Origin of the sequence: Hwanghaeella grinnelliae, assembly GCF_004005845.1 — a bacterium.
GTDB classification, from domain to species: Bacteria; Pseudomonadota; Alphaproteobacteria; order UBA8366; family Aestuariispiraceae; genus Hwanghaeella; species Hwanghaeella grinnelliae.
Map to the genome: position 1 here is coordinate 658677 of NZ_SADE01000004.1, position 21345 is coordinate 680021.

The following is a 21345-nucleotide window of genomic DNA, read 5'->3' on the forward strand; positions in this document are numbered from 1 at the left end:
CACCAAATCCGCCATCTGTTCTTTCAACGTGTCGGCGGACAGGCGCACGGCGTTGGAACTGGCGTTCACGACGCTGCGGGCCAAGACCAGTTCGCGGGTCGGTTTACGATCATTGTGTAGAGTGCACTGTCACCGTAATTGTTTGTGTTAAGAAACTTTGTCACTTGTTAAAAAAATGAAGAAAGAAAACGAGATTGGGGCGTTTAGTAAAAGTCGCACTGATGCGCTGAGTATCGGAATGAGATTGTCATAGTTGGAATTTTAGCTGAATAAAACTTTGCTCGTGTAAGTGTTTCAAATCGAAGGGTTGATGAGACGTACTGCGCTATATCTACTAGTCCAAGAAAGTCTTTATTCCTCTTGGAGCGTATAGTTTGTGCGTCTTCCAAATAATATATCAGAACCGCCGCGTGCTTTTCCATAGGAGACGCCAGATAGCTGCGTAGTTCGGACGCGCGTTGTTCCTCACTACTGCTTTTCCCGGGTTTAAATATGCCGTCCCTATTCTTCCTGACGATCTGTTGCTCATTGGTGATATAGATTTCGCCCATGCGCCGTAATGTATCAAATCTCTTAGCCATGTTCCGGTCACTCAGTTTTTTCTCCTTTTGAATTCGGATGCGAGCACTTTCGAGCGCTTCACCTGTCAACGGCTCACCATTATCATATACACTTTCGACTGTAATCGGGGTGTACTCTGGATTCGAGGGAACACACACAAAATCAAAAGTGCTTTCGATACTCGAGCTCTCCGCCGGAAGGTACTGTTTGAGATCATTCCATATGACAAGGCGGCATTCGGTAACTGTCTTAAAGGCATCAAGTAGGTGTTCCCGGACAAATCCTGTATAGCTATTAATTGTATATTTCCCATCTAACTTCGCCCCGAGGTCGAGTAACTTCTTAAGCAAACCGTTAAGTTCGGCACCTGCTTCACCTTCCACGGCAATATTCTTTTGTTCTCCGGAGAACTGAACCTCGTCGCAGAACTTTTTGGCGAAATCCTGGATTGTGCCTAACATCTCCTGGTTTAGCGAAGCCGCATCCGCGCTAGGCACTGCAGACATACCCAGGAATAATATAAAGACGGCTCGGGAAACCAATGAATTAAGCAGACATTGCATCGGAGTCCTCCAATCGAGTTTTGTGGTATTATAGTATATAGGCAGGGCTTCAAGAAATGAACTCCCTTTTTGGTTGCTGCGAAATGAGCGTTGAACCGAGTAAAAGGAATTCGTCAGCGCATTTGCATTAACGCTGTATCGAAACTTCAGGTGGCTGCATTTCCTGACAACAACTCCCCCGCCCAAATCCCGGAATGCACCAAATCCGCCATCTGTTCTTTCAACGTGTCCGCGAACAACCGCACCGCGTTGGAACTGGGTTTGACGACGCTGCGGGCCAGGACCAGTTCGCGGGTCAGTTTCGGGTCGATGACCGGGGCGGCGCTGAGTATGCCGGCCTGCGCCTCCGCCCGCACGGAGGCGAGCGGCAGGACGGTGTAGCCCAAACCGCGCAGGACGAGGTCTTTCAGCGTCTGCAATGAATCCGCTTCGACCGAAACCTTGAGCGCGATCCCGGCATCGCCGGCCTTTTCCTCGATCAAGGCGCGCAAGCCGTGGCGCGGGCCGGGCAGGACCAGCGGCAGGTCCGCCAGCGTCTCGAACCGCACAGACCGGTCCAGCGACAGGTCGGCGCCCGCGGGGCCGATCAGGAAGAGCGGCTCGACGATCAGGGGTTCCGGCTTCAACTGCTGCACCCCATGGGTGTTGTACATCACGGCCAGGTCGACCTCGCCCCGTTGCAGGAAATCCAGCAGATAGCCGCTGAAGGCGGGGACGATGCGGATCGTCACGTCGGGATATTGTTTCGCGAACCTTTCCACCAGCGGCCCCGCGATGACCTCCCCGGCCGTCGGCGGCACGCCCAGGCTGACCGTGCCGCGCACCGTCGCCTTGGAGGATGACAGTTCGACCCGGGTTTCCTCCACCAGCCGCAGGATGGTCGCGGCCCGTTCCGCCAGGATCTGCCCGGCCGCGGTCGGGACCATGCCGCGCCCGTGCCGGGTGAACAACGGGGTCGACAGCTCTTCCTCCAGCAGTTTGATCTGCCGGCCCAGCGCCGGCTGGGCGATGTTGAGCCGGTCGGCGGCCTTGGTCAGGCTGCCGAGTTCCGCCACCTGTAAAAAGGTTCGAAGCTGTTTGATGTCCATGAACTATAAAATTCCAGCATATCTATTAAGCTAACATGCTATTTGTTTATCAATGGGTCAATTGATACGCCTATCCTCCGTGTCGCCGCACCGGCCGCACTGTAGGCCCTTGGCAGGCGACCCATTCCGGAGGAACAGGATGAGCACCGACGAAACCCCGCAACCTTGGCAGGACCAGATTCTGCCGATCCTGAAGAAATTCGATGTGAAACACATCGCCTATGTGCCGGATGCCGGGCATAGCGCCGCCATCAATCAAGCGGAGGCGGACCCGGACATCACCGCCGTCACGCTGACGACGGAAGAAGAGGGTATCGGCTATCTTGCCGGCGCCTGGCTGGGCGGGCAGCGCGGCGCGATGCTGCTGCAATCCAGCGGCGTGGGGAATTGCATCAACACGCTGGCGTTGGCGGAACGTGCGCGCTTCCCGCTGCTGATGCTGGTGACCATGCGCGGCGACTGGGCCGAATTCAACGGCTGGCAGAACCCGATGGGGCAGGCGACCGAACCGGCGCTGAACCTGATGGGGGTGCGCACCTGGCGCGCCGACAAGCCTGAAGATGTCGAGCCCCTCGTGCGCGGCGCGGCCGGCATGGCCTTCAACGGGGATGCGTCCTGCGCCGTCCTGCTGGGACAACGCCTGATCGGAGAAAAGAAATGGGTGAAGTAAATTCAGGGACTCTTCTCGACCGCCGCGCGGCGGTGGCCCGCCTGCTCGAGGGGCGCAAGGATCTGCTGGTCGTGACCGGGCTCGGCTCGCCCTCCTACGACGTGATGGCGGCGGGGGACCATGACAACAACTATTACCTCTGGGCCGCCATGGGCAGCGCCACGACGGTGGGCCTGGGCCTCGCCATGTCGCAACCGGACAAGACCGTGCTGGTCCTGACCGGCGACGGGGAGGTGATGATGGGCGTCGGCGCGCTGGCGACGGTCTCGATCACGGGGCCGAAGAATCTGACCATCGGCGTCATCGACAATGGGCTGTTCGGCGAAACCGGCCAACAGCGCAGCCATGCGGGGCGGGGAATCGAGATATCCAAACTGGCGGCCAGCATGGACTTCGCCTGGACGGGTATTATCGATGACGAGGCCGGGATCGACGATCTGCGCGACCGTCTTTCTCATCGTGACGGGCCGCAACTGGCGACGATCAAGGTGACGGGGGAGAATGCGCCCCGCGTCCTGCCGCCCCGGGACGGGGTCCATATCAAGAACCGCTTCCGCGCGGCGCTCGGTTTCGAGCCGATCTGACGGGACGTCCAACGGAAAGATCGAGCGGCCAGGGTAGAGCGGAAAAGGTAAGAGGAAAACTTCATGCAAAACAGCAGCATCGGCGAAGGGTACGAGGATATCAGGGACGCGGTCCGCGCGCTCTGTGCCGAATTTCCATCCGAGTATCACCGCAAGGTGGACGAGGCGCGGGGATATCCCGAGGAATTCGTCGATGCGCTGACCAAGGCGGGCTGGATGGCGGCCCTGATCCCGGAGGAATTCGGCGGGTCCGGCCTGGGCCTGACGGAGGCCTCGGTCATCATGGAGGAAATCAACCGGGCGGGCGGCAATTCCGGCGCCTGCCACGGCCAGATGTACAACATGAACACGCTGGTCCGGCACGGCTCGGACGAACAGCGGCAGCGTTACCTGCCCAAGATCGCCAGCGGTGAATTGCGGCTGCAATCCATGGGCGTGACCGAACCGACGACCGGGACCGACACGACCAAGATCAAGACCACGGCGGTGAGGAAGGGCGACCGCTATGTGATCAACGGGCAGAAGGTCTGGATCTCGCGCATTCAGCATTCCGACCTGATGATCCTGCTGGCGCGCACCACGCCACTGGACGCGGTGAAGAAGAAGTCGGAAGGCCTGTCGATCTTCCTGGTCGACTTGAAGGAGGCCATCGGCAACGGCATGACCGTTCAGCCCATCGCCAATATGGTCAATCATGAGACCAATGAGCTGTTCTTCGACAATCTGGAGATCCCGGCGGAAAACCTGATCGGGGAGGAGGGGATGGGCTTCAAATACATCCTCACCGGCCTGAACGCGGAACGCGCCCTGATCGCGGCGGAATGCATCGGCGACGGCTATTGGTTCGTCGAGAAGGTCTCCGACTATGTCCGGGAAAGGGTCGTCTTCGGCCGCCCGATCGGCCAGAACCAGGGCGTTCAGTTCCCGATCGCGGAAAGCTATATCGAGGTCGAGGCCGCGAACCTGATGCGGTTCGAAGCCTGCCGCCTGTATGACGAGGGCAAACCCTGCGGGGCGCAGGCGAATATGGCGAAATACCTCGCCGCCAAGGCGTCCTGGGAAGCAGCGAATGCCTGCATTCAGTTCCATGGCGGTTTCGGCTTCGCCTGCGAATACGATGTGGAGCGAAAGTTCCGGGAAACCCGTCTTTATCAGGTCGCCCCGATCTCGACCAACCTGATCCTCAGCTATGTCGCCGAACATGTGCTCGATTTGCCGAGGTCCTTCTGATGGCGGGCGCCGGGCGGTTGCCGCTTGAAGGACTGACGGTCGTCGCGGTCGAACAGGCTGTCGCGGCACCCTTTTGCACCGCCAGGTTGGCCGATGCCGGGGCGCGGGTGATCAAGATCGAACGGCCGGAGGGGGATTTCGCGCGCGGCTACGACGCCGCCGTTTCGGGCCAGAGCAGTTATTTCGTCTGGCTCAATCGGGGCAAGGAATCCGTCGCGCTCGATCTCACCACGGCCGACGGGAAAGCCGCCCTGCAAGCTTTGTTGGAGGAGGCCGACGTGCTGGTCCAGAACCTCAAGCCCGGCTCGCTCGAACGGCTCGGTTTTGGCCCGGACGCCTTGCGCAAATCGCATCCGCGCCTGGTAATCTGTTCAATCAGCGGCTATGGCGAAACCGGTCCTTTTGCGGAACGCAAGGCTTACGATCTGCTGATTCAGGCGGAATCCGGCCTGTGTTCCATCACCGGCGGGCCCAGCGAACCGGCCCGCGTCGGGATTTCCATCGTCGATGTCTCCACCGGCGCTACCGCCCATGCCGCGATCCTGGAAGCCTTGATCGCGCGCGGCGTCACGGGGGACGGGGCGGATATCCGTGTTTCCATGTTCGACGTGATGGCCGATTGGCTGACCGTGCCGTTGCTGCAGCATGAAGGCGGCAAGCCGCCGAAGCGGATCGGCATGGCGCATCCGTCGATCGCGCCCTACGGAGTCTTCACGACGAAGGACGGGAAACAGCTTCTTATTTCGATACAGTCTGAGCGCGAATGGAAGAAATTCTGTATCACTTTTTTGCAGGATCCGGCGGCCGTCACCGACCCGACCTACGCCAGCAATGTCGCTCGGGTGAAGAACCGGACGGCGACCGACGACCTCGTCGGATCCGTCTTCGCCGAATTGTCCGAGGAAGAAGCCCGCGCGCGCCTGACCGACGCCGATGTCGCCTTCGCGGGTGTCAACGATATGGGCGACTTGTCCCAGCACCCGCATCTGCGCCGAGTGACGGTGGAGACGGAAGCCGGGCCTGTATCTTATCCCGCGCCCGGCCCGATCTTCATCGGCGCGGAACGGCAATACGGTGCCGTTCCCGCCCTTGATGAACATAAAGAAACGCCGCCGAAACGCGGCTGACCGCCGGCGGTTCTATTTCAGGACGGACGCCGCCGTCGGAATGATCCGCTCGACCTTGATGGTTTCCCGATTGATGCAGGCGCCGACGCGATCGCTGAGGTTGTTCTTCCATTCGTCGCTTTCATAAACCGCCGCATAGAGCGCCTTGCGATGCTCTTCATCCTCGAACCGGCGGATCCAGATATACAGTCCGTCATTGTTTTCGACGCGGAAACTGCCGGCGATGACCATGCCGCGGGCCACCTGCATCGGGATGATTTCCTTTTCCATCAGCTCGATCCATTCGTCGATCTTGCCGGGGCGGATTTCGTAGGTACGCAATTCGTAGAACGCCATGTCTTCCTCCATCGCAACGCGTTGATTCCATTGCGGGGAGCATTCCATAGGGCAACGCGCCGCGCCAGCGGATATGCGCCTGGATTTATGACGCGGGGTAAACTTTTAAAGCGTGTCCTGGAACTGGACCTGTTGGCCCAGCGGCGTGCCCAAAAGCTCGTCTTCCCGCATCACCGTGTTGCCGCGGATGATCGTGGCCATGGGCCAGGCGGTGACGCGCTTGCCGTCATAAGGGGTCCAGGCGGATTTGCTCTTGATCCAGCCATCGGTGATTTCCCGGTCGGCCTTCATGTCGACGACGGTGAAGTCGGCGTCATAGCCGACCGCGATACGGCCCTTGCCGGCGATGCGGAAAATGCGCGCCGGTCCGGTGCTGGTCATATCCACGAAGCGTTCCAGCGTCAGGCGCCCTTCATTCACATGGTTCAACATGATGGGAACCAAGGTCTGAACCCCGGTCATGCCGCTTGGGCTTTGCGGGTAGGGTTTGGCCTTTTCCTCAAGCGTATGCGGGGCGTGGTCGGACCCGATGACGTCGACGATGCCGTCGGCGACAGCGCGCCATAGGGCGTCGCGCTGTTCCGCGTCGCGGATCGGCGGGTTCATCTGGGCCCGCGACCCAATGCGTTCGTAGTCATCGGGCGCGCAGAGGGTCAGGTGCTGCGGTGTCGTCTCCACACTGGCGATATGCTTGTGGCGGGCCAGTAGCGCCATTTCCTCGCCAGTTGTAATATGCAGGACATGGACCCGCCGGCGGGTTTCTTCCGCCAGTTTCAGTATCCTTTGGGTCGCTTTCAGGCAAACCTCCACATCGCGCCAGACCGGATGCATCGTGACCGGCGCGCCGTCGGCGACCAAATGCGCCCGTTCCTGCAGGCGGTCATTGTCTTCGGCATGAACGGCGACGACGCGCCGCCCAGCGCCCAGAATGCCGCGGATGGTTTCGTCATCGGGGGAGAGCAGGTCGCCGGTCGAAGCGCCCATGAAGATCTTCACCCCGCAGATGCCCTTTTTATACTCAAGTTCCGGCAGTGTTGCGATGCTCGCCGCCGCCCCGCCGACATAAAAGGCAAAATCGGTCCAGGACCGGCCTGCCGCGCGGTCCAGTTTGTCGTCTATGGCCTCCGCCGTGATGGTCAGTGGAGAGGTATTCGGCATCTCGAAAAAGGCCGTGACGCCGCCCGCCGCCGCGCCGGCCGACCCGCTGGCCAAATCTTCCTTGTGCGTCGGCCCAGGTTCCCGGAAATGAACCTGGCTGTCGATCACGCCGGGCAGGACGTGAAGGCCGGTGCAATCCATCGTCTCCGTGGCATCGGCGGATGAAAGGCTGCCAATCGCGATCACCTTGCCGCCGGAAATGCCGACATCAACGTCTTGGCGTCCCGAGGGAGTAAGGACAGTGCCGCCTTTGAGAAGGAGGTCGAAGAGAAGGGCGGCCATGGCATTTCCTTTCTGTTACCGAACGGGTTGGAGGCTGCGCGACTCTAAGCACGCTGTGTCCGGCCCTGCAACGGGCCCCGGCGTCAAACAGAGCGAAGCGGTGTAAAGACCCGGCTTGTTTATAGGCCCGGTCTTTTTAGAAGCCCGGATTGGCAACAAGACTTGGATTGCGCCTGAAACACGGTACGTTTCAAGGAAAGATCGATCAGGGGGTGGCTATGATTGAGGCAACGGAACACCCGAAGTCATTTGTCGAAGTCAAAGGCAAGCGGATGGCCTATGTGGAAATGGGCGAGGGCGATCCCATTGTCTTTCTGCACGGCAATCCGACCTCGTCTTATCTGTGGCGGAACATCATGCCGGAATTGACCGGTCACGGGCGCTGCATCGCGCCCGACCTGATCGGCATGGGGGACAGCGACAAGCTGGAACCGTCCGGACCGGACCGGTATCGCTTCGTTGAACATAGGGATTATCTGGACGGATTCTTGGATGCGGTGGGCGCGACCGGCAATGTCATCCTGGTCGTCCACGATTGGGGATCGGCGCTTGGTTTCGACTGGGCGAACCGCAACCGCGGCAGGGTCCAGGGCATCGCCTATATGGAAGGCATTGTCCGGCCCATCGCCTGGGACGAATTCAACCAGGATGCACGACCGGTTTTCGAAGGCTTTCGGTCGGATAAGGGCGAGGCGATGGTGCTGGAGAAGAACATCTTCGTCGAACGTGTTCTGCCGGGATCGATCCTGCGCGGGTTGACCGACGCGGAAATGGCGGTCTACCGCCGGCCCTTCGAGACACCGGGGGAGGACCGCCGCCCGACCCTGACCTGGCCGCGTCAGATCCCTTTGGACGGTATGCCCGAAGACGTCACCGCCATCGTCGCGGATTACGCCACCTGGATGGCGGGGAACGACGTGCCGAAACTGTTTGTGGACGCTGACCCCGGGGCGATCCTGATCGGCCCCCAGCGGGAGTTCTGCCGGGGATGGAAGAACCAAACCGCCGTTACCGTGAAAGGCAGTCATTTCATCCAGGAAGATTCACCGGGTGACATTGCCGGGGCGCTGCGGGGATGGGTCGCCGGTATTCGCGGATGATCCAGGCGGTTCGGGAGTTTTAGATGCTGGAAGCCTTGAACTTCATCGTCGATCAGGTCGGCTTGTCGGGTCTGCTGCTGAATGCCGCGATCCTCGCGTTGATTTTCGGTGGTGGCGCGAAACGGCGCGTCCTGGGCATTGCCCTTCTTGTCGTTGCAATGCCTCTGTCATCACGGATCGCGGCGCTGCCCCTGGATGCGACAACGGTCGAGTTCGATGCATTCCCGCCCAGCCTTCGTGGCGACGCGGTCGTGGTTTACGGGGCAGGGGTGTTTGCCGATCCGACCGGCGGGATGTGGCCGACCGGCGCCTCTACCAGTCGGGCCGCGGTAGGGGTGGCTCTCTCCAAGAGCTTGAATGTGCCATTGGTCGTCAGCGGCGGCATCGTCAGACCCGATTTGGCCGCCGAAGCCCTGGTCCTTGCCGAAGTGTTGCGACTGCCGCCGGAAACAGTGCTTGAGTCGAAAGCAGGCACGACCGCTGAAAATGCGCACTATGTCGCTGAAATTTGCGACCAGCGTGACTGGGATTCAATCATTCTGGTGACCAGTCGGGAGCATACGCGGCGCGCGGTGGCCGCTGCGCGGACGGCAGGAACCGATGTTGCCGAGGTGATTGCTGCTTCCGGCGGTCCGGTGCCGGTCGGTTTGGCGGACTTTATCCCGGGGGCCAGTGGACTGAGCCATTGGAGGCCGATCATCCACGAATATGTCGGCATCCTTTGGTACATCCTTTCCGGTGGGATCGATCCCGGGACTTTGCTCCAATAAGGTTTTGTCCGATAGGGAAGGGTGCGGCGATCGGGCCGTAAACCCGTTGATCGGCCCTTGCTTGGCTGGTTGAGTAGGATCATACCCCAATGCGGATCGACACATTCGGGATCGCAAAACCCGGGACGGCAAAACAAGGGAGAGAATGGGAATGGATAATTGGCTTCCGGATTTCAGGTTGGACGGCAAGGCAATCCTGGTCACCGGCGCATCGCGCGGGTTGGGCCTGGCGATGGCACAGGCGATGGCCGCCAGCGGCGCGACCGTCGTGCTGAACGGGCGCGATGAGAAAAATCTGGAGGAAGCATGTAAGGCCTTCGCCGAAGCCGGCCTTAGCGCCGATATCGCCCCTTTCGATGTGTTGGACATGGACGCGGCGGAAGACGCCTTGGCGGAAATCGGGAAACGCCACGGGGGGCTCTATGGCTTGATAAACAATGCCGGTCACCAGCACCGCAGTCCTTTGGAAGAGTTTTCCGATGACGCCTTTCAGGAATTGATCGCGGTGCATTTGACCAGCGCGTTTCAACTGTCCAAACGCGCCGCCAAGATGATGCTGGATACTGAAATACTGGATGAATCCAAACCCGTCGACCGGGGGCGCATTATCAACATCTGTTCCGTGCTTTCCAGTCACGGACGACCGACGGTTCCGGCCTACGCGGCGGCAAAGACGGGGCTGGTTGGGCTGATACGCGGCTTGGCCGCGGATCTTGGCCCTCGCGGCGTTAATGTGAATGGCATCGCGCCGGGCTATTTCCTGACCGAGATCAACAAACCTTTGTTGGCGGACAAGGCGTTCACGGCCTGGGTCGAGAACCGGACGCCGATGGGGCGTTGGGCGGATCCGCGTGAGTTGGGCGGGGCGGCAGTTTATCTGATGTCACCCGCGGCGTCTTTCGTGAACGGTCACGTCCTGTCTGTAGACGGTGGCATGACGGCGGTACTTTGAGGCGGGCTTAAAAAAGGATCTTGGAAGACGGGAAGGCAAAAAAAACGGGGCGTCCAAGACGCCCCGTTTGAAAATCGATATCGGTTAAACGTTAAGCGGCCAGCGAGGAATCGTTCCATGCACTGGTTTGCTTGCAGTTCGAACAAATCCGTTCACCCGGCCAGGAACTGTTGAACTCGTTCCGGCACATGAGGCATTTCCGGGGCTTCGTCTCATACTGACGGTCGGAACGCGGCTTCTTGTTCTTTTCGGAATCGCTCATCTACTCTCTCACCTTCTACAGTTTCCGCCCCGGCGCTTTGTTTTTTTAGACAAAGACTTTTGTCGCACGGAACCTGATGGAACCGTCAATTTGCGCAGCAGTGCGGATTGAATTTTTGAACAATGCTGAAATTCAGCAACCAACGTCGTGGACGAGATATATAGGACATCTGTCACAGAAATGCAAAGATTTTTGCCTTAAAGGACATCCGTGGTGCAGTGCAATATACGCTTCCGAAAGCATATCAATAACTTGGCCCGAATAGCTGCTGTAGGATTAGTTTCCCTATACCTTTTCGGCTGCAGTTCATACCGAGGTATTAGCGTCCGTTCATCCAACGAAAACGTCTCGGAAGCCTTTCTGACAGCGGCTTTGGGGCGGGAGGGGCGGTTCTCCGATGACGTGCTTTCGAAATGGTGTGGGCCGGTCGGCGTGACCCTGCCCGCGGCAGTGCCCGATGACCGCCGCGAGCGTGTTTTGAGTGAGCTGAATTCGCTTTCCGGGTTAACGGCTGTTGACTTCCAGGTGGGGGCTGATCCGGGCATAGAAATGCACTATCCTGCGACTTCCACAGAAATGGGTATATTGATTGCGGCCCTACCGATCGACTCGGCGGCGAATCGCCGCCGCGTGACAAGCGCGCGGTGTTTTTTCGTCCTTCAGGCGGACCAGGAGACAGGCTGCCTTTTCAAGGCGGATGTCGTTCTGCCCGCGGCGCTTGATGGGCCGTCCTTCGATCACTGTATCGTGGAGGAGTTTAGCCAGTCCATGGGGCTGCCGAACGACATCGACGCGGGCGATGGGTCCATATTCAGCCGGACCGGCCGCCCGCAGGCGCGAACGCCGCTGGACGACCTGTTCCTGAAAGTACTCTACGACCCTGCCTTGGAGGCTGGATCAAGCCGGACGGAATTGGAAGCCGCGGTTCCGGATTTGATCCGCAAGCATCGCTAGGAAGACCCGGCGGCGCCCGTGGATCACTGCGAAGCCACTTTGCCCAGCGTGAAGTCCAAGCCCCGCGAATAGATCAGCGGCCAGTGCTGGTATTGGGCGTATTTCTGTGACAGGGCCGGCACTTCGTCTTCGGAATAGTGCACGATTTCGCGCACGGTCAGGTTTCCGTCGCGGGGATCCGTGTCCGCCTTGCCGGCCATTGCTTCGATCAGGGCATAGGTGAACACGCCGTGGCCCAATTCCTCATGCTCGACCGCGAATTGTTCCTTGGCAGTGGCGGAGACGATGTGGAGACCGACAGACTGACCCAGCTTGCGTATCACGCGGCGGTCCATCTGGTCTTGGAAGCCGGCAACGGCGGTTCCGGATTTACAGGCGTCGATCAGCATGATGACGCGGCGCGCGCCGATCTTTTCGATGTAATCCTTCATACTGCCGGCCGACAGCGCGCGTCGTTCCAGGCGATTGTTGGATAGGGGAAGCTCGAATTCGTAAGTGACGAAATAGAAGTCCTCGTCCGTCGCCTCGCCGTGACCGGCATAATAGATCACGACCACATCTTCCGGCGCGGTGTTCTCCAGGTTCGCCAGGGCCTGCTGCATACCGCGCCGCGTCGCTTTGTCGTCAAAGACCTCGATAAGGCGTACCTCGCCGAAAATCTGGCCATACTCGGCTTCCATGATCTGTTGGATGCCGCGCGCGTCCGGCAGGGCGTAGTTCAGCTTCAGCTGGGGGTCCAGATAGTCGTTTATGGCGACGGTCAGCACATGCAGGACAGGTTCGCGTGGCGGCGCCTGGACGTCCACGGCGACCAGATTGGTGGCGCCCAGGATGGACTCGGAACTCACCGCGTTGGAATGGAACAGGTTCTGTCCGGCGATGGGCCGCAGCCGGTAGGTCGCGGTGATGGTCTTCAGGCCCTTGCTGCTCTCATCCTCGTCTTGCGAGACGATACGGTCGGGGGAGACCAGCTTGGTATTGTGGAACAGAAAGAAGCCGTTGATGCCGCCGCCTTCGTCCGTCACCGTCACCGGGACGTCGATTTCGGTCAACGCGTCGAGTTTCATTTGCGGCGGCAGGTCGACCGTTGCTGTCGGGGGCGGCAGGATGCCTTCATCCCAATTGGGAACGCCCGGCGCCAGAAGCTGCCCGACACCCAATCGCTTTTTCTCAAGCAAATCGGGCTCGTAGAGATTGTCGGTGAAATTGTCGATCGGCAGTTCCAGCGTTTCGCCGACCCAAGCCAGATTGGAAAGCGCCCGGCTGTTTCCGTCGAACCGACCGTCCTTGTCGACCACAGCCCATCCATGTTCCGTCGATATCAGTTGAATGATCAGGCTGCCGTCCTTGCGGTTCCAGATCCGGGTGACGCCGTCATCCCCGAAGGTGATCACACGGTTCGGATCGGCATCGAAAGAAACGCCCTCAATCCGTCCCGCATGGGCCTCTATGATCAGGGGTTTGCCGGGTGACGCCGTGTCCCAGATCAGCAGGTTCTTCTCTGCCTCGACCGCGGCGACGGCCGCACCGGTCGGTTCCACGGCCAATCCCGCGATTCCGCGGGACGCGCCGGCAAACCGGGTGCCGACGATATCCGAATCGACACGCCAGCGGGCGACGCCGCCAGTGTTGTCCGCGGTATAGAATTCGGTCTCGTCGATGCCGAAACGGGCATCGGTCAGCGCTGCGTCCGTGACCGATGCACTGCGCACCACGGCGCCGGAAGACGCTTCCACGACGCGTACCGTGCCATCGGCCGTACCAATCAAGATGAACTGGCCGGTCGTACCGACATCGACATTCGTGGCCGTTGCGCCATTGCCGGGGAAACTGCGTGCAATGGAAAAGTTGCTCAACGTCAACAACGTGGCCGACCCGTCCGCATGCCCGACGATTGCCGCAGCGCCGTCCGGGCTCAAGGCCAAAGCCGTCGGGGCGGGGCCGGACAACGCCGCCCGGCCGAGGGCGCCGGCCTGATCCGTGCTCCACAGGGACAATGCCCCGTTGGTTTCGACAATAGCGAAACGCCGGCCGTCAGACGCGAAGGCGACAGCGGCCGCCGTCGCGGACAGCCGGTCTTGGCGGCGGATTTCCCTTCCTTGCTGCAAATCCCATAGCCGGGGACGACCGTCTCCGGAAACCGAGACCATGTACTGTCCGTCCGGCCCCAGCGCCAGGGCTTCAATCGGCCCGGCTGAGTTTTCGACCCGCAGGCGCAGCCGCTGGCGTTCAACGGCAAGCTGGACGTTCTTCTGAATGGCGCGGCGCAGTTGCCGCAACTGCGCGTCGGCGGGCGTGGTGGCCGCGACCGAGGTGCCAACGGCCACGCAGACGGCCAACAGGAAGGACGCAAACCCGCGCGGCAGGGAGGGACGGTTTCTCGTCATAATCGGGGCTCCTTGGTGCTTTTGCCATTGCGCGGGCGCTTCCGCGGCACGGCATAGCGTGGGCTTATCTGACAGGCACTCTAACGCAGCGCCGCGCTTCGACCAAAGGGCCAAACTGTGGTATTCAAATGTGATAATTGTGCAACAAAGGTTTAGGTTTTTCTGGTGTTGCAATGCCTCATAAAAAAAACAGAATAAAAACATATGGTTAAGGTTCTTTGGCGAAAGTCTTGTCGGTGTTTCGAAATGCTGAGCCTCATGGATTCTCATGGGGCGGTAGGTTACTTTCATAAGAATTGGGAAATATCCGCGTCGAAATCTCCGTCTTAAGGCGAAATTCCGGTCCAAGGACCTGGGGGAATATGATGAATATGATACTGCGTGCCGTGTCGGTGCTGACCGTTCTGACCGCGTTCTCGCTGGCTACGCCAGCCTTCGCCCAATCAAACGATTTTTTGGATGACCCTGCGCAATCAACGCAACGCGATGAAGCCGGCAAGCAAGGTCTTGTGGGGGCAAACCGCACGATCACCAGCCGGACGCAGGCAGCGGTCAAGAGCGTGCTCCTTCAAGGTATTTTTCGGGCCGATTCAGGTGCGGTGAATACCGCCACCGGGAACCAGCAACAGGTCTCCGTATCTGTCGGTACCGATGAGGAGTTTCCCGACCTGCTGGATGCATCGGCGATATGGGCCAACGCCGCGTTTACGAGTGCGGATGACAGAGTTGTCGATTACACGGCCGAAACGTTGATCCGCACCGGGATCGTCGGGTACGACAAGTTCTTCATGGATAACCTGCTGGTCGGCATCGCCCTGGGACGGACACATTCCAATACCGACTCGATCAGTAATTTCGGCGGCGGCGACAATAGCGGCGAAAACGAGGCGCAGACATCGCTTTATACGCTGTATGGCGCCTACATCCTGAACGACAATGTGTTCTTCGATGCGACGGTCGGTTTGGGTGACGAAGAAGTCGATTTCAAGGCGTTCAACATCGGGACAGGCGCGGCCACGGCGCGGAGCACGACGGAAGGGCTTACGCGCTTTGCATCCGTTGGGGTGACTGCCGTGGTGCCGCTGGAAGAGGTTTGGGCCGTTACGGGTAACGCCAATGTTTTCCGGTCCATTACGGAATATGATGCGATCACCGATCAAGTCGCCAACGTCACCGTCGGAGAGCAGCAATCCGATGTCACCTTGTTGTCGCTCGGCTTGCAGGTTGCGCGGTCTTTCGAGAATGGCGCGTTGGTTCCGTATGCCGGTTTGGCGCTGGAGCATAACTTCCAGGATCAGTTGATCGGGCTGCCCATCGGGGGCGTTGGCGTCAATGGCGTCGACAATCAGACAAACGATAAGACCCAGGCGTTGGTGACGCTCGGTTTGGATTTTTATCCGACGGATGCTGTTGCCGTGTCGCTTGAAGGTCAGCGTTATATCTTGCGCTCGGGTCAGAGTGCTTATGGCGGGTTCTTCAACTTCCGCTACAATTTCTAAGCCGCCGTTCCAGGCGTTGCGTTTGACAAGCCGGTCAGGGTCATGCCCTGGCCGGCTTCTTCTTTGCCGACCATGAATAGAGCGCAAGCGCCGACAGCACGACGACGCCGCCGGTATATTGCGCCCCGGTCAGCGTCTCGCCGAGTAGCACGGCGCCCGCGGCGATCGATATGACCGGTTCCAGGTTGAACAGCATGGCAAGGGCCGAGGCTGGGAAGATCCGAAGGGCGGCGATCTGACTCAAGATCCCCGCGGCGTAAATGACAACCACGATGAGGGAAGCCGTCGCCGCGCCGCCGGTCGTTCCGAAGGACAGACCGCCAAGAAAAGGGGCCGCGGCAAGCGCGACCGCGGCCGCGCCGACATTGGTGCCCGCGATCAGCACCGGCAGTTCGGTATCGGCCAGCAGCACGCGCGATCCCAACACGTAGAGCGGCAAGCAACACGCGCCTAAGAAGGCAAGCGCGATGCCCCGGATGTCCAGGCTTTGGAAATCCGGACCGATTGCCAGTGCAAGACCGGCAAACGCGCCCAGGAAACAGAGGAACCGAAAAGGCGTCAGGCGCGCACCGCCCGCCAAAGGTTCGAACACGGCGACCAGTAGAGGCCATGTGTAGAGGATCATTGCCGCGAGCCCGACCGGGATATAGACGACCGAGGCGAAGTAACACATGCCCTGCATCGCCATGCCCAGCGTGGCCAGCCAGAAGGCACGGCGCCGAAGCATTCGGCCGAACCCCGGCATCCGCGTCCATAGAACGAAGGCGAGGGCGAGGAGGCCGGCGGCGAGGGTGCGGGACGCGGCAAGCGTGATAGGCGTGACGCCGTCCTGATAGGCCAACGCCGCGACCGGCGTGTTCATTGCGAACATAAAGGCGGAAAACAGCGCCAGGACGGGACCGTGCCAAGCGGTCCGGGCGGTTTCCGCTCGCGGGGCGTCGTCGGCGTTCATGGTGTCACTTGCGGTCTTGGGGCGGACCTTCTGTGGCCCGAAGCGGTCAGCCCACCCGGAACGGGTTTCCAATGACGATCCGGTGGAAGCCGCGGTCACGCTTGTACCCGATCATCTTCATATGAACATAGACCGGGCGCTTGAGGTTATCGTCGGGCCAGTACTGAAAATATTGTCCCGTGCCGATGGCGGGCGTCAGGCTTTCGAAGACCGGCATGTCCGACGGAATGTCGCGGACCGGGAAGCCGAACTGATCCGGCGGAACGACCTTGGCGATCAAGCCGGCGGCTTTCTTGAAGCCGACTTCCGCGTCGTCGGCATCCGAATACAGGCGGCTGTCCACTTGAATGGCGACCAAACGGTTGCCGTTACGGGTGTCGAACTGGGCGATGATGGCGGCGGTGTCGTCCAGCCAGGACTCGGCCTTCAGGGAACAGGCGATGAAGCCTTCGCCGACCTGTTTACACACCTTGCTGCGGGCTTTGACCGTTTCCACCGTATCCGACCAAGACAGGCCGAACATCAAGGGCGAATACATTGCCTGATCGGCGGCGAGGACCAGCTTTTCCTGCATGTCTACGTGCTTGGCGCGGGCGGCGAAATCGGCGGCGCGAAGGCCGTCGCCGGTTTCGAATGCGGGGTCGGCGCCAAGCGTCAGCAGCGCTTCTACCCCTTGTCCGTCGCCGATATAGGCGGCTTGCATCAGCGGCGTCATGCCCGTGTCAGAAACGCGATTGGGATCGATGCCGACTTTGCGCAGAATTGGGACGATCCGTTTCAGGCTGGCTTGATCGGCGGACTGCGTCAGAAGCGTCAATATCTCTGCCGACGGGCTTGCGCCCTCGGCAGCCAGGGCCGCGGCATGGTCCGGCCTGCCTTGCAGCAATGCGAAGTCGAGAAGCGGGGTAAGGTCGCGCCGAACAGGTGCTATGGCGCTATCCGATAGGGAGGCGACTTCGACAACTTCGTCAGGGCGGTCGATCAGGGTCAAAAGATCTTCGACCGTTCCCCGCTCGATTGCATCGGCCAAGGCAGCCCGATAGGCCGCGCGTTCCTTGATCGCAGCGGGCTTGCGCAGCGGCCTCGGGAAGGCGGCAGCGGTTTCCAGTTGGGATGCGTCACCCGCCACCGCCGTGGTGAAGGTGCCTTGGCTCACCGCATTCTGCGGGCCTTGGGGGAGAAGCTGAAGGCCGTCATCCACGGTCGCCGCAATTTGGACCGCTTTACCAGCTGATGGCGTGACCGGCGCCTGATCGTGATCCAAGGGCACCGGAAGCGACGCCTGCAGGGCATAGGCTTGTTCCGCCGTCATCGCGGCGGGCGGGGCCGTCGATGCTGCCTCTGGGCCATTGGCGATGTGCTGCTGGACCGGTCCGGTGGGCGCGGCGATGGCGGCCAGTGATGCCGCCAGCATGTTGGCGGCGGGTTGGCGATGTTCCGCTTCCAAGTCCAGGCCGGACGGGGCTGCGGCAACAGCATATGCTTTCACAGGGTCGGCCATCCGCGCCGGCGCCGGGGCGATCCCGGTCTGCGGGCCCCAGGCAACAGGCCATGCAACCGGGTCTTCCTGCGACTGCCTTGCGGTGGATGCAATGCCAGCCGGTTCGGGCGCCTGCGCGAGCTGGGTCGCTCGCATTACGGCTTCGACACCGATGCGCTCGAAGAGGGCGGCGGCGAGTTTTTCCGATTGGTCCGGCGCCATCGCGGAAACCGCAACCCCGGCGGCAAAGGCGCCGACCATGACACCGGCCATCAGGCGGGACCGCATGCTGCGTCGGCGCAGCATGTCTTGGCGCAGTTCGCTTTGCGAGGCCCGGCTTGGCGTGGCTTTCTGTTGTCGGGGTATCAAATCATGACGCAAGCCGTCGAAACGGGTGTCGCCGTGTGGGGCCGACACGGCAGCCACGTCCTCTCGGTCCGCTTCGACCGTCGTGTCGTCGGCGGCATTCTTGGTGGCCGACGGCAGCAAGGGGGCAATCGTTCCCGAAAGGTCCATGCGGATATGATCGGGATGGCTGTTTCCTTGGAGGCCGGCGAAATGCGCCCCGGCGATGTCGACTGTGACGACCTCAAAAAACTCTGTCCGGCCTTTCTGGGGATGAAAGCGCGCTTCCAGCAGACGAACAGCATCGTAAACCGTATCTTGAGCGGCAGTGCCGGTCCGGGTCATGGCGTCGCCGGCATCGGCTATCTGCTCAAGGTTTCGCCAATGTCCCGCTTGCAGGGCCTGTAACCAGTAGGACGTTTCCGCGCCGTCATTTGGGATGGGCTTCGGCATATCGCAACACTCTCGCCATCTTTGAACCGTTCGGCCGCCCGGATGGAAATTCCAGGGTCGGACCTCCACGGTGTTGATTCTCATTGCGAAAACTATATCGCAAAGCACTGATCAGGCAAAAATAAAAAGCCCTGGAACTGTTGCAGTAGTTCGAAGGTATCTTTGTATTCACGGCATCAATTACTTTCAGCTTCCAATACTCCCAAGTGAAAACCCGATCCTTAACAAGAAACCTGAAAGGAAATCCGACCTTGTCACCGGGTCCGTGCAAAGGGTAGGCATCGCCTGATCCCCAAGACACAACCTCAAGGACAGGATTGCGATGCCGGAGACCAAGCACAGAGAGTTGCCCGCCACGCCATGGATGAACCGCTGTGCGGTCATGGGGATCGTGAATGTCACGCCGGACTCGTTTTCCAGCGACGGATTGGCGGGGTCGGCGCAGGCGTCGAGCGATCGGGGATTGGTTGATCGTGCCGTTGCACAAGCCGCCGATTTCATTGAGCACGGGGCAGAGATTCTGGATATCGGCGGCGAAAGTACCCGTCCGGGTGCCGCCCCCGTTCCAGCCGATGAGGAGTTGGACCGTGTCGTGCCGGTAGTGGAGGCCATCGCAAAGCGGTTTCCCGCGACGTTGATTTCCGTCGACACCTACAAGGCCGCAGTCGCGCGGGCCGCTCTCGACGGTGGCGCGCATATCATCAATGACGTCTGGGCCGGGCGGGCGGATGAGGACATGCTGCCCTTGATGGCCGAGAGCGGCGTGCCCGTTGTTTTGATGCATAACAAGGCCCGATGGGGTGTCGCGACCCAGGATGCAAAGCTCGGCGGAAGTTACGATGCGCCGCTCTATGGCGACTTCATGCAGGACATTCTCCACGAGATGCAGGCGATGGCGAAAACCGCCGAGGATGCTGGGGTGCCGCGCGACCTGATCATTCTCGATCCAGGGGTCGGATTCGGCAAAACGCTTGATCAGAATCTGACCTTGATCCGTGACCTGGGCGCGATCCGGAAACTGGGATACCCGGTGCTGTTGGGGCCGAGCCGCAAGAGCTTCATCGGCAAGGTGCTGGATGTGGAACCGGGGGGACGCCTTATGGGCACGGCGGCCAGCGTTTCCGTCGGGGTCGCGCAAGGGGCCGATATCGTTCGGGTGCACGATGTCCGCGCGATGACCGAGGTGGTAAGGATGACCGAAGCGATCCTGAGCAGCGGCCAAGAGGCGTAAAGAACCGATGACGAAACTGGTGGAGCCCATCTTTGTCGCGCTTGGGTCGAACCTGGGTGACCGTGCCGGCCATATCCGGGACGCGGTTGCCTTGCTCGCGCAGTCGGAGGGGTTCGAGGTGGTGGCCGTGGCGCCGCTTTATGAATCCGCGCCGATGTATGTCGAGGACCAGCCGCGATTCGTGAACACCTGCCTGAAAGGCCGTACTTCGTTGACGGCAGAGCAGCTTTTGGCGTTGCTGAAATCCGTCGAGTCGGAGATCGGAAGGCGCGTGACCTACAGGAACGGGCCACGGGTCATCGACCTGGATATCGTCTATTTCGGGGGGGGCCGCATTGAGACGGGGGATTTGATCGTTCCCCATCCGCGCCGTGGCGAACGGATGTTCGTGCTGCAGCCCTTGGCGGACTTGGCGCCTGATTTCATCGATCCGGAAACCGGGGACACCATAGCAGCCCTGATGGCAGCGCTGACCGCCGATCCGGGCGAGCCGCCTTTGCGACGCTTGGATTAGGCGGTTGACTGAGAGTTTTTCACTTTAGACGCGCGGGGGTTGCTTTGGCCGCTTGCGCCGTTAAATTTATATTAACAATTTCTAAAATAAGGTAGGATCGTAAGGTCAGGGCCGGAAGAGCCCACCGTTGGCGGTTCGACGCATAGCCGCTATGCAGGGAAAGCATTGGCCAAGCATATAGCGACGCAGCATATTTTTTGCATCGCAACATATATGGAAAATTTGGAGCCGATCCGGGCAAGAGGCAATCCGGAGGGCGCGGATGGTGACCCTGCTAACGAGTGGGACCTCGCCAGATTTTTTGGAGGCTGAAATGACAAAACAATATGGAATGAATACGACGACTTTAGCGCCGACGACTTTGGCGCCTTGGGCAGCGGGTGGCGTGTGGCTCCGGTCCTTGCGGGATCGTTCTGAGATCACGGCCCGTGAACTTGCCGAACAGGTCGGCGCGCCGTCCGTCGTGTGGTTGCTTGAGGTCGAAGCGGGCCTGCGTCCGGTTCCTTCCTCAATGTATCAGGACTACGCCAAGCATCTTGGTGTCGTCGTCAGCGACTTCGCGGCAACCTGCCTGCGCCATTACGACCGCAAGGCCTATGACGCTCTGTTCGGTGCGGAAGAACAACGTTTGAGCGTCGCCGCCTAAAAACAAGATTACACCCGGACCTGTACGTCGCATTCTCGGCTGACAGGCACCGGTTATTCGGGACCCCTCCCGCGAAACCCCACGTTCTATGAATGTGGGGTTTCGTTTGCGTGTAAACGGCATTCAAGGGGGCAAAAGCGATCGCCGCCCTTTTTGCCGCTCTTCCTGGGCCATTTGCCGGAAGACTTGGCGGCCTCGCGC

Annotated in this window: 20 protein-coding genes; 12 read left to right on the top strand and 8 right to left on the bottom strand. The window is 60.3% G+C overall.

Going from position 1 to position 21345, the window contains the following annotated elements; translation table 11 throughout:
- Positions 1-203 precede the first annotated feature (203 nt).
- Positions 204-1124, bottom strand: coding sequence for a hypothetical protein (locus EOI86_RS23850; protein ID WP_127768178.1), 921 nt, complete (start codon positions 1122-1124; stop codon positions 204-206).
- Between the two features lie 146 nt (positions 1125-1270).
- Positions 1271-2212: a LysR family transcriptional regulator gene (locus EOI86_RS23855; RefSeq protein ID WP_127768179.1), complete on the bottom strand. Its 942-nt coding sequence runs from the start codon at positions 2210-2212 to the stop codon at positions 1271-1273.
- A gap of 139 nt (positions 2213-2351) precedes the next feature.
- On the opposite strand from EOI86_RS23855, the gene EOI86_RS23860 reads away from it, so the two are divergent.
- From EOI86_RS23860 to EOI86_RS23875, 4 genes are all read left to right on the top strand, one after another.
- Positions 2352-2882 carry a thiamine pyrophosphate-binding protein gene (locus tag EOI86_RS23860; RefSeq protein WP_127768180.1) on the top strand — a complete coding sequence of 177 codons (531 nt, stop codon included), beginning with the start codon at positions 2352-2354 and terminating at the stop codon, positions 2880-2882.
- A complete protein-coding gene (locus tag EOI86_RS23865) occupies positions 2870-3466 on the top strand; it encodes a thiamine pyrophosphate-dependent enzyme (protein ID WP_127768181.1) in 597 nt (198 codons plus the stop codon). Before EOI86_RS23860 ends, EOI86_RS23865 begins: the two co-directional genes overlap by 13 nt.
- Positions 3467-3529: 63 nt before the next feature.
- A complete protein-coding gene (locus EOI86_RS23870; RefSeq protein ID WP_127768182.1) occupies positions 3530-4696 on the top strand; it encodes an acyl-CoA dehydrogenase family protein in 1167 nt (388 codons plus the stop codon).
- Positions 4696-5823, top strand: a complete 1128-nt coding sequence (locus tag EOI86_RS23875) for a CaiB/BaiF CoA transferase family protein (protein WP_127768183.1) — start codon at positions 4696-4698, stop codon at positions 5821-5823. The genes EOI86_RS23870 and EOI86_RS23875 overlap by 1 nt, the downstream gene beginning before the upstream one ends.
- Before the next feature lie 12 nt (positions 5824-5835).
- Here the strand turns inward: EOI86_RS23875 and EOI86_RS23880 are convergent, their stop codons facing one another.
- Both EOI86_RS23880 and EOI86_RS23885 read right to left on the bottom strand, forming a co-directional pair.
- Positions 5836-6159 (bottom strand): NIPSNAP family protein, encoded by a 324-nt coding sequence (locus tag EOI86_RS23880; protein WP_127768184.1) that lies wholly within the window; start codon positions 6157-6159, stop codon positions 5836-5838.
- Positions 6160-6264: 105 nt separating this feature from the next.
- Positions 6265-7599 (bottom strand): dihydroorotase, encoded by a 1335-nt coding sequence (locus tag EOI86_RS23885; RefSeq protein ID WP_127768185.1) that lies wholly within the window; start codon positions 7597-7599, stop codon positions 6265-6267.
- 218 nt (positions 7600-7817) lie between these two features.
- Between EOI86_RS23885 and EOI86_RS23890 the strand changes: the two genes are divergently transcribed.
- The 3 genes from EOI86_RS23890 (at position 7818) to EOI86_RS23900 (ending at position 10421) form a co-directional block, all read left to right on the top strand.
- Positions 7818-8699 (top strand): haloalkane dehalogenase, encoded by an 882-nt coding sequence (locus EOI86_RS23890; RefSeq protein ID WP_127768186.1) that lies wholly within the window; start codon positions 7818-7820, stop codon positions 8697-8699.
- Between the two features lie 23 nt (positions 8700-8722).
- Entirely contained in the window at positions 8723-9469 is a 747-nt protein-coding gene (locus EOI86_RS23895; RefSeq protein ID WP_127768187.1) for a YdcF family protein, read from the top strand.
- Between the two features lie 151 nt (positions 9470-9620).
- On the top strand, positions 9621-10421 hold the full coding sequence (locus tag EOI86_RS23900) for an SDR family oxidoreductase (RefSeq protein WP_127768188.1): 801 nt from the start codon (positions 9621-9623) through the stop codon (positions 10419-10421).
- A gap of 91 nt (positions 10422-10512) precedes the next feature.
- Here EOI86_RS23900 and EOI86_RS24515 read toward each other — a convergent pair whose 3' ends face one another.
- On the bottom strand, positions 10513-10683 hold the full coding sequence (locus tag EOI86_RS24515) for a hypothetical protein (RefSeq protein ID WP_153811701.1): 171 nt from the start codon (positions 10681-10683) through the stop codon (positions 10513-10515).
- 213 nt (positions 10684-10896) lie between these two features.
- Here EOI86_RS24515 and EOI86_RS23905 point away from each other — a divergent pair, with 213 nt between their 5' ends.
- Entirely contained in the window at positions 10897-11637 is a 741-nt protein-coding gene (locus EOI86_RS23905) for a DUF2927 domain-containing protein (RefSeq protein ID WP_240035795.1), read from the top strand.
- A gap of 23 nt (positions 11638-11660) precedes the next feature.
- Here the strand turns inward: EOI86_RS23905 and EOI86_RS23910 are convergent, their stop codons facing one another.
- Positions 11661-14024, bottom strand: coding sequence for a caspase family protein (locus EOI86_RS23910; RefSeq protein WP_161974016.1), 2364 nt, complete (start codon positions 14022-14024; stop codon positions 11661-11663).
- A gap of 362 nt (positions 14025-14386) precedes the next feature.
- On the opposite strand from EOI86_RS23910, the gene EOI86_RS23915 reads away from it, so the two are divergent.
- Entirely contained in the window at positions 14387-15523 is a 1137-nt protein-coding gene (locus EOI86_RS23915; RefSeq protein ID WP_127768191.1) for an autotransporter outer membrane beta-barrel domain-containing protein, read from the top strand.
- Between the two features lie 40 nt (positions 15524-15563).
- On the opposite strand, the gene EOI86_RS23920 is transcribed toward EOI86_RS23915, so the two are convergent.
- On the bottom strand, positions 15564-16475 hold the full coding sequence (locus tag EOI86_RS23920) for a DMT family transporter (RefSeq protein WP_127768192.1): 912 nt from the start codon (positions 16473-16475) through the stop codon (positions 15564-15566).
- Positions 16476-16521: 46 nt separating this feature from the next.
- Positions 16522-18753, bottom strand: a complete 2232-nt coding sequence (locus tag EOI86_RS23925; protein ID WP_127768193.1) for a hypothetical protein — start codon at positions 18751-18753, stop codon at positions 16522-16524.
- A gap of 322 nt (positions 18754-19075) precedes the next feature.
- Here EOI86_RS23925 and folP point away from each other — a divergent pair, with 322 nt between their 5' ends.
- The 3 genes from folP to EOI86_RS23940 all read left to right on the top strand — a co-directional run bounded on the left by folP (position 19076) and on the right by EOI86_RS23940 (position 21144).
- Positions 19076-19984: a dihydropteroate synthase gene (folP, locus tag EOI86_RS23930; protein WP_127768194.1), complete on the top strand. Its 909-nt coding sequence runs from the start codon at positions 19076-19078 to the stop codon at positions 19982-19984.
- Between the two features lie 7 nt (positions 19985-19991).
- Complete coding sequence (folK, locus tag EOI86_RS23935) at positions 19992-20498, top strand: 2-amino-4-hydroxy-6-hydroxymethyldihydropteridine diphosphokinase (RefSeq protein ID WP_127768195.1); 507 nt, start codon at positions 19992-19994, stop codon at positions 20496-20498.
- 313 nt (positions 20499-20811) lie between these two features.
- A complete protein-coding gene (locus EOI86_RS23940; RefSeq protein WP_127768196.1) occupies positions 20812-21144 on the top strand; it encodes a helix-turn-helix domain-containing protein in 333 nt (110 codons plus the stop codon).
- The last annotated feature ends 201 nt before the right edge of the window (positions 21145-21345 follow it).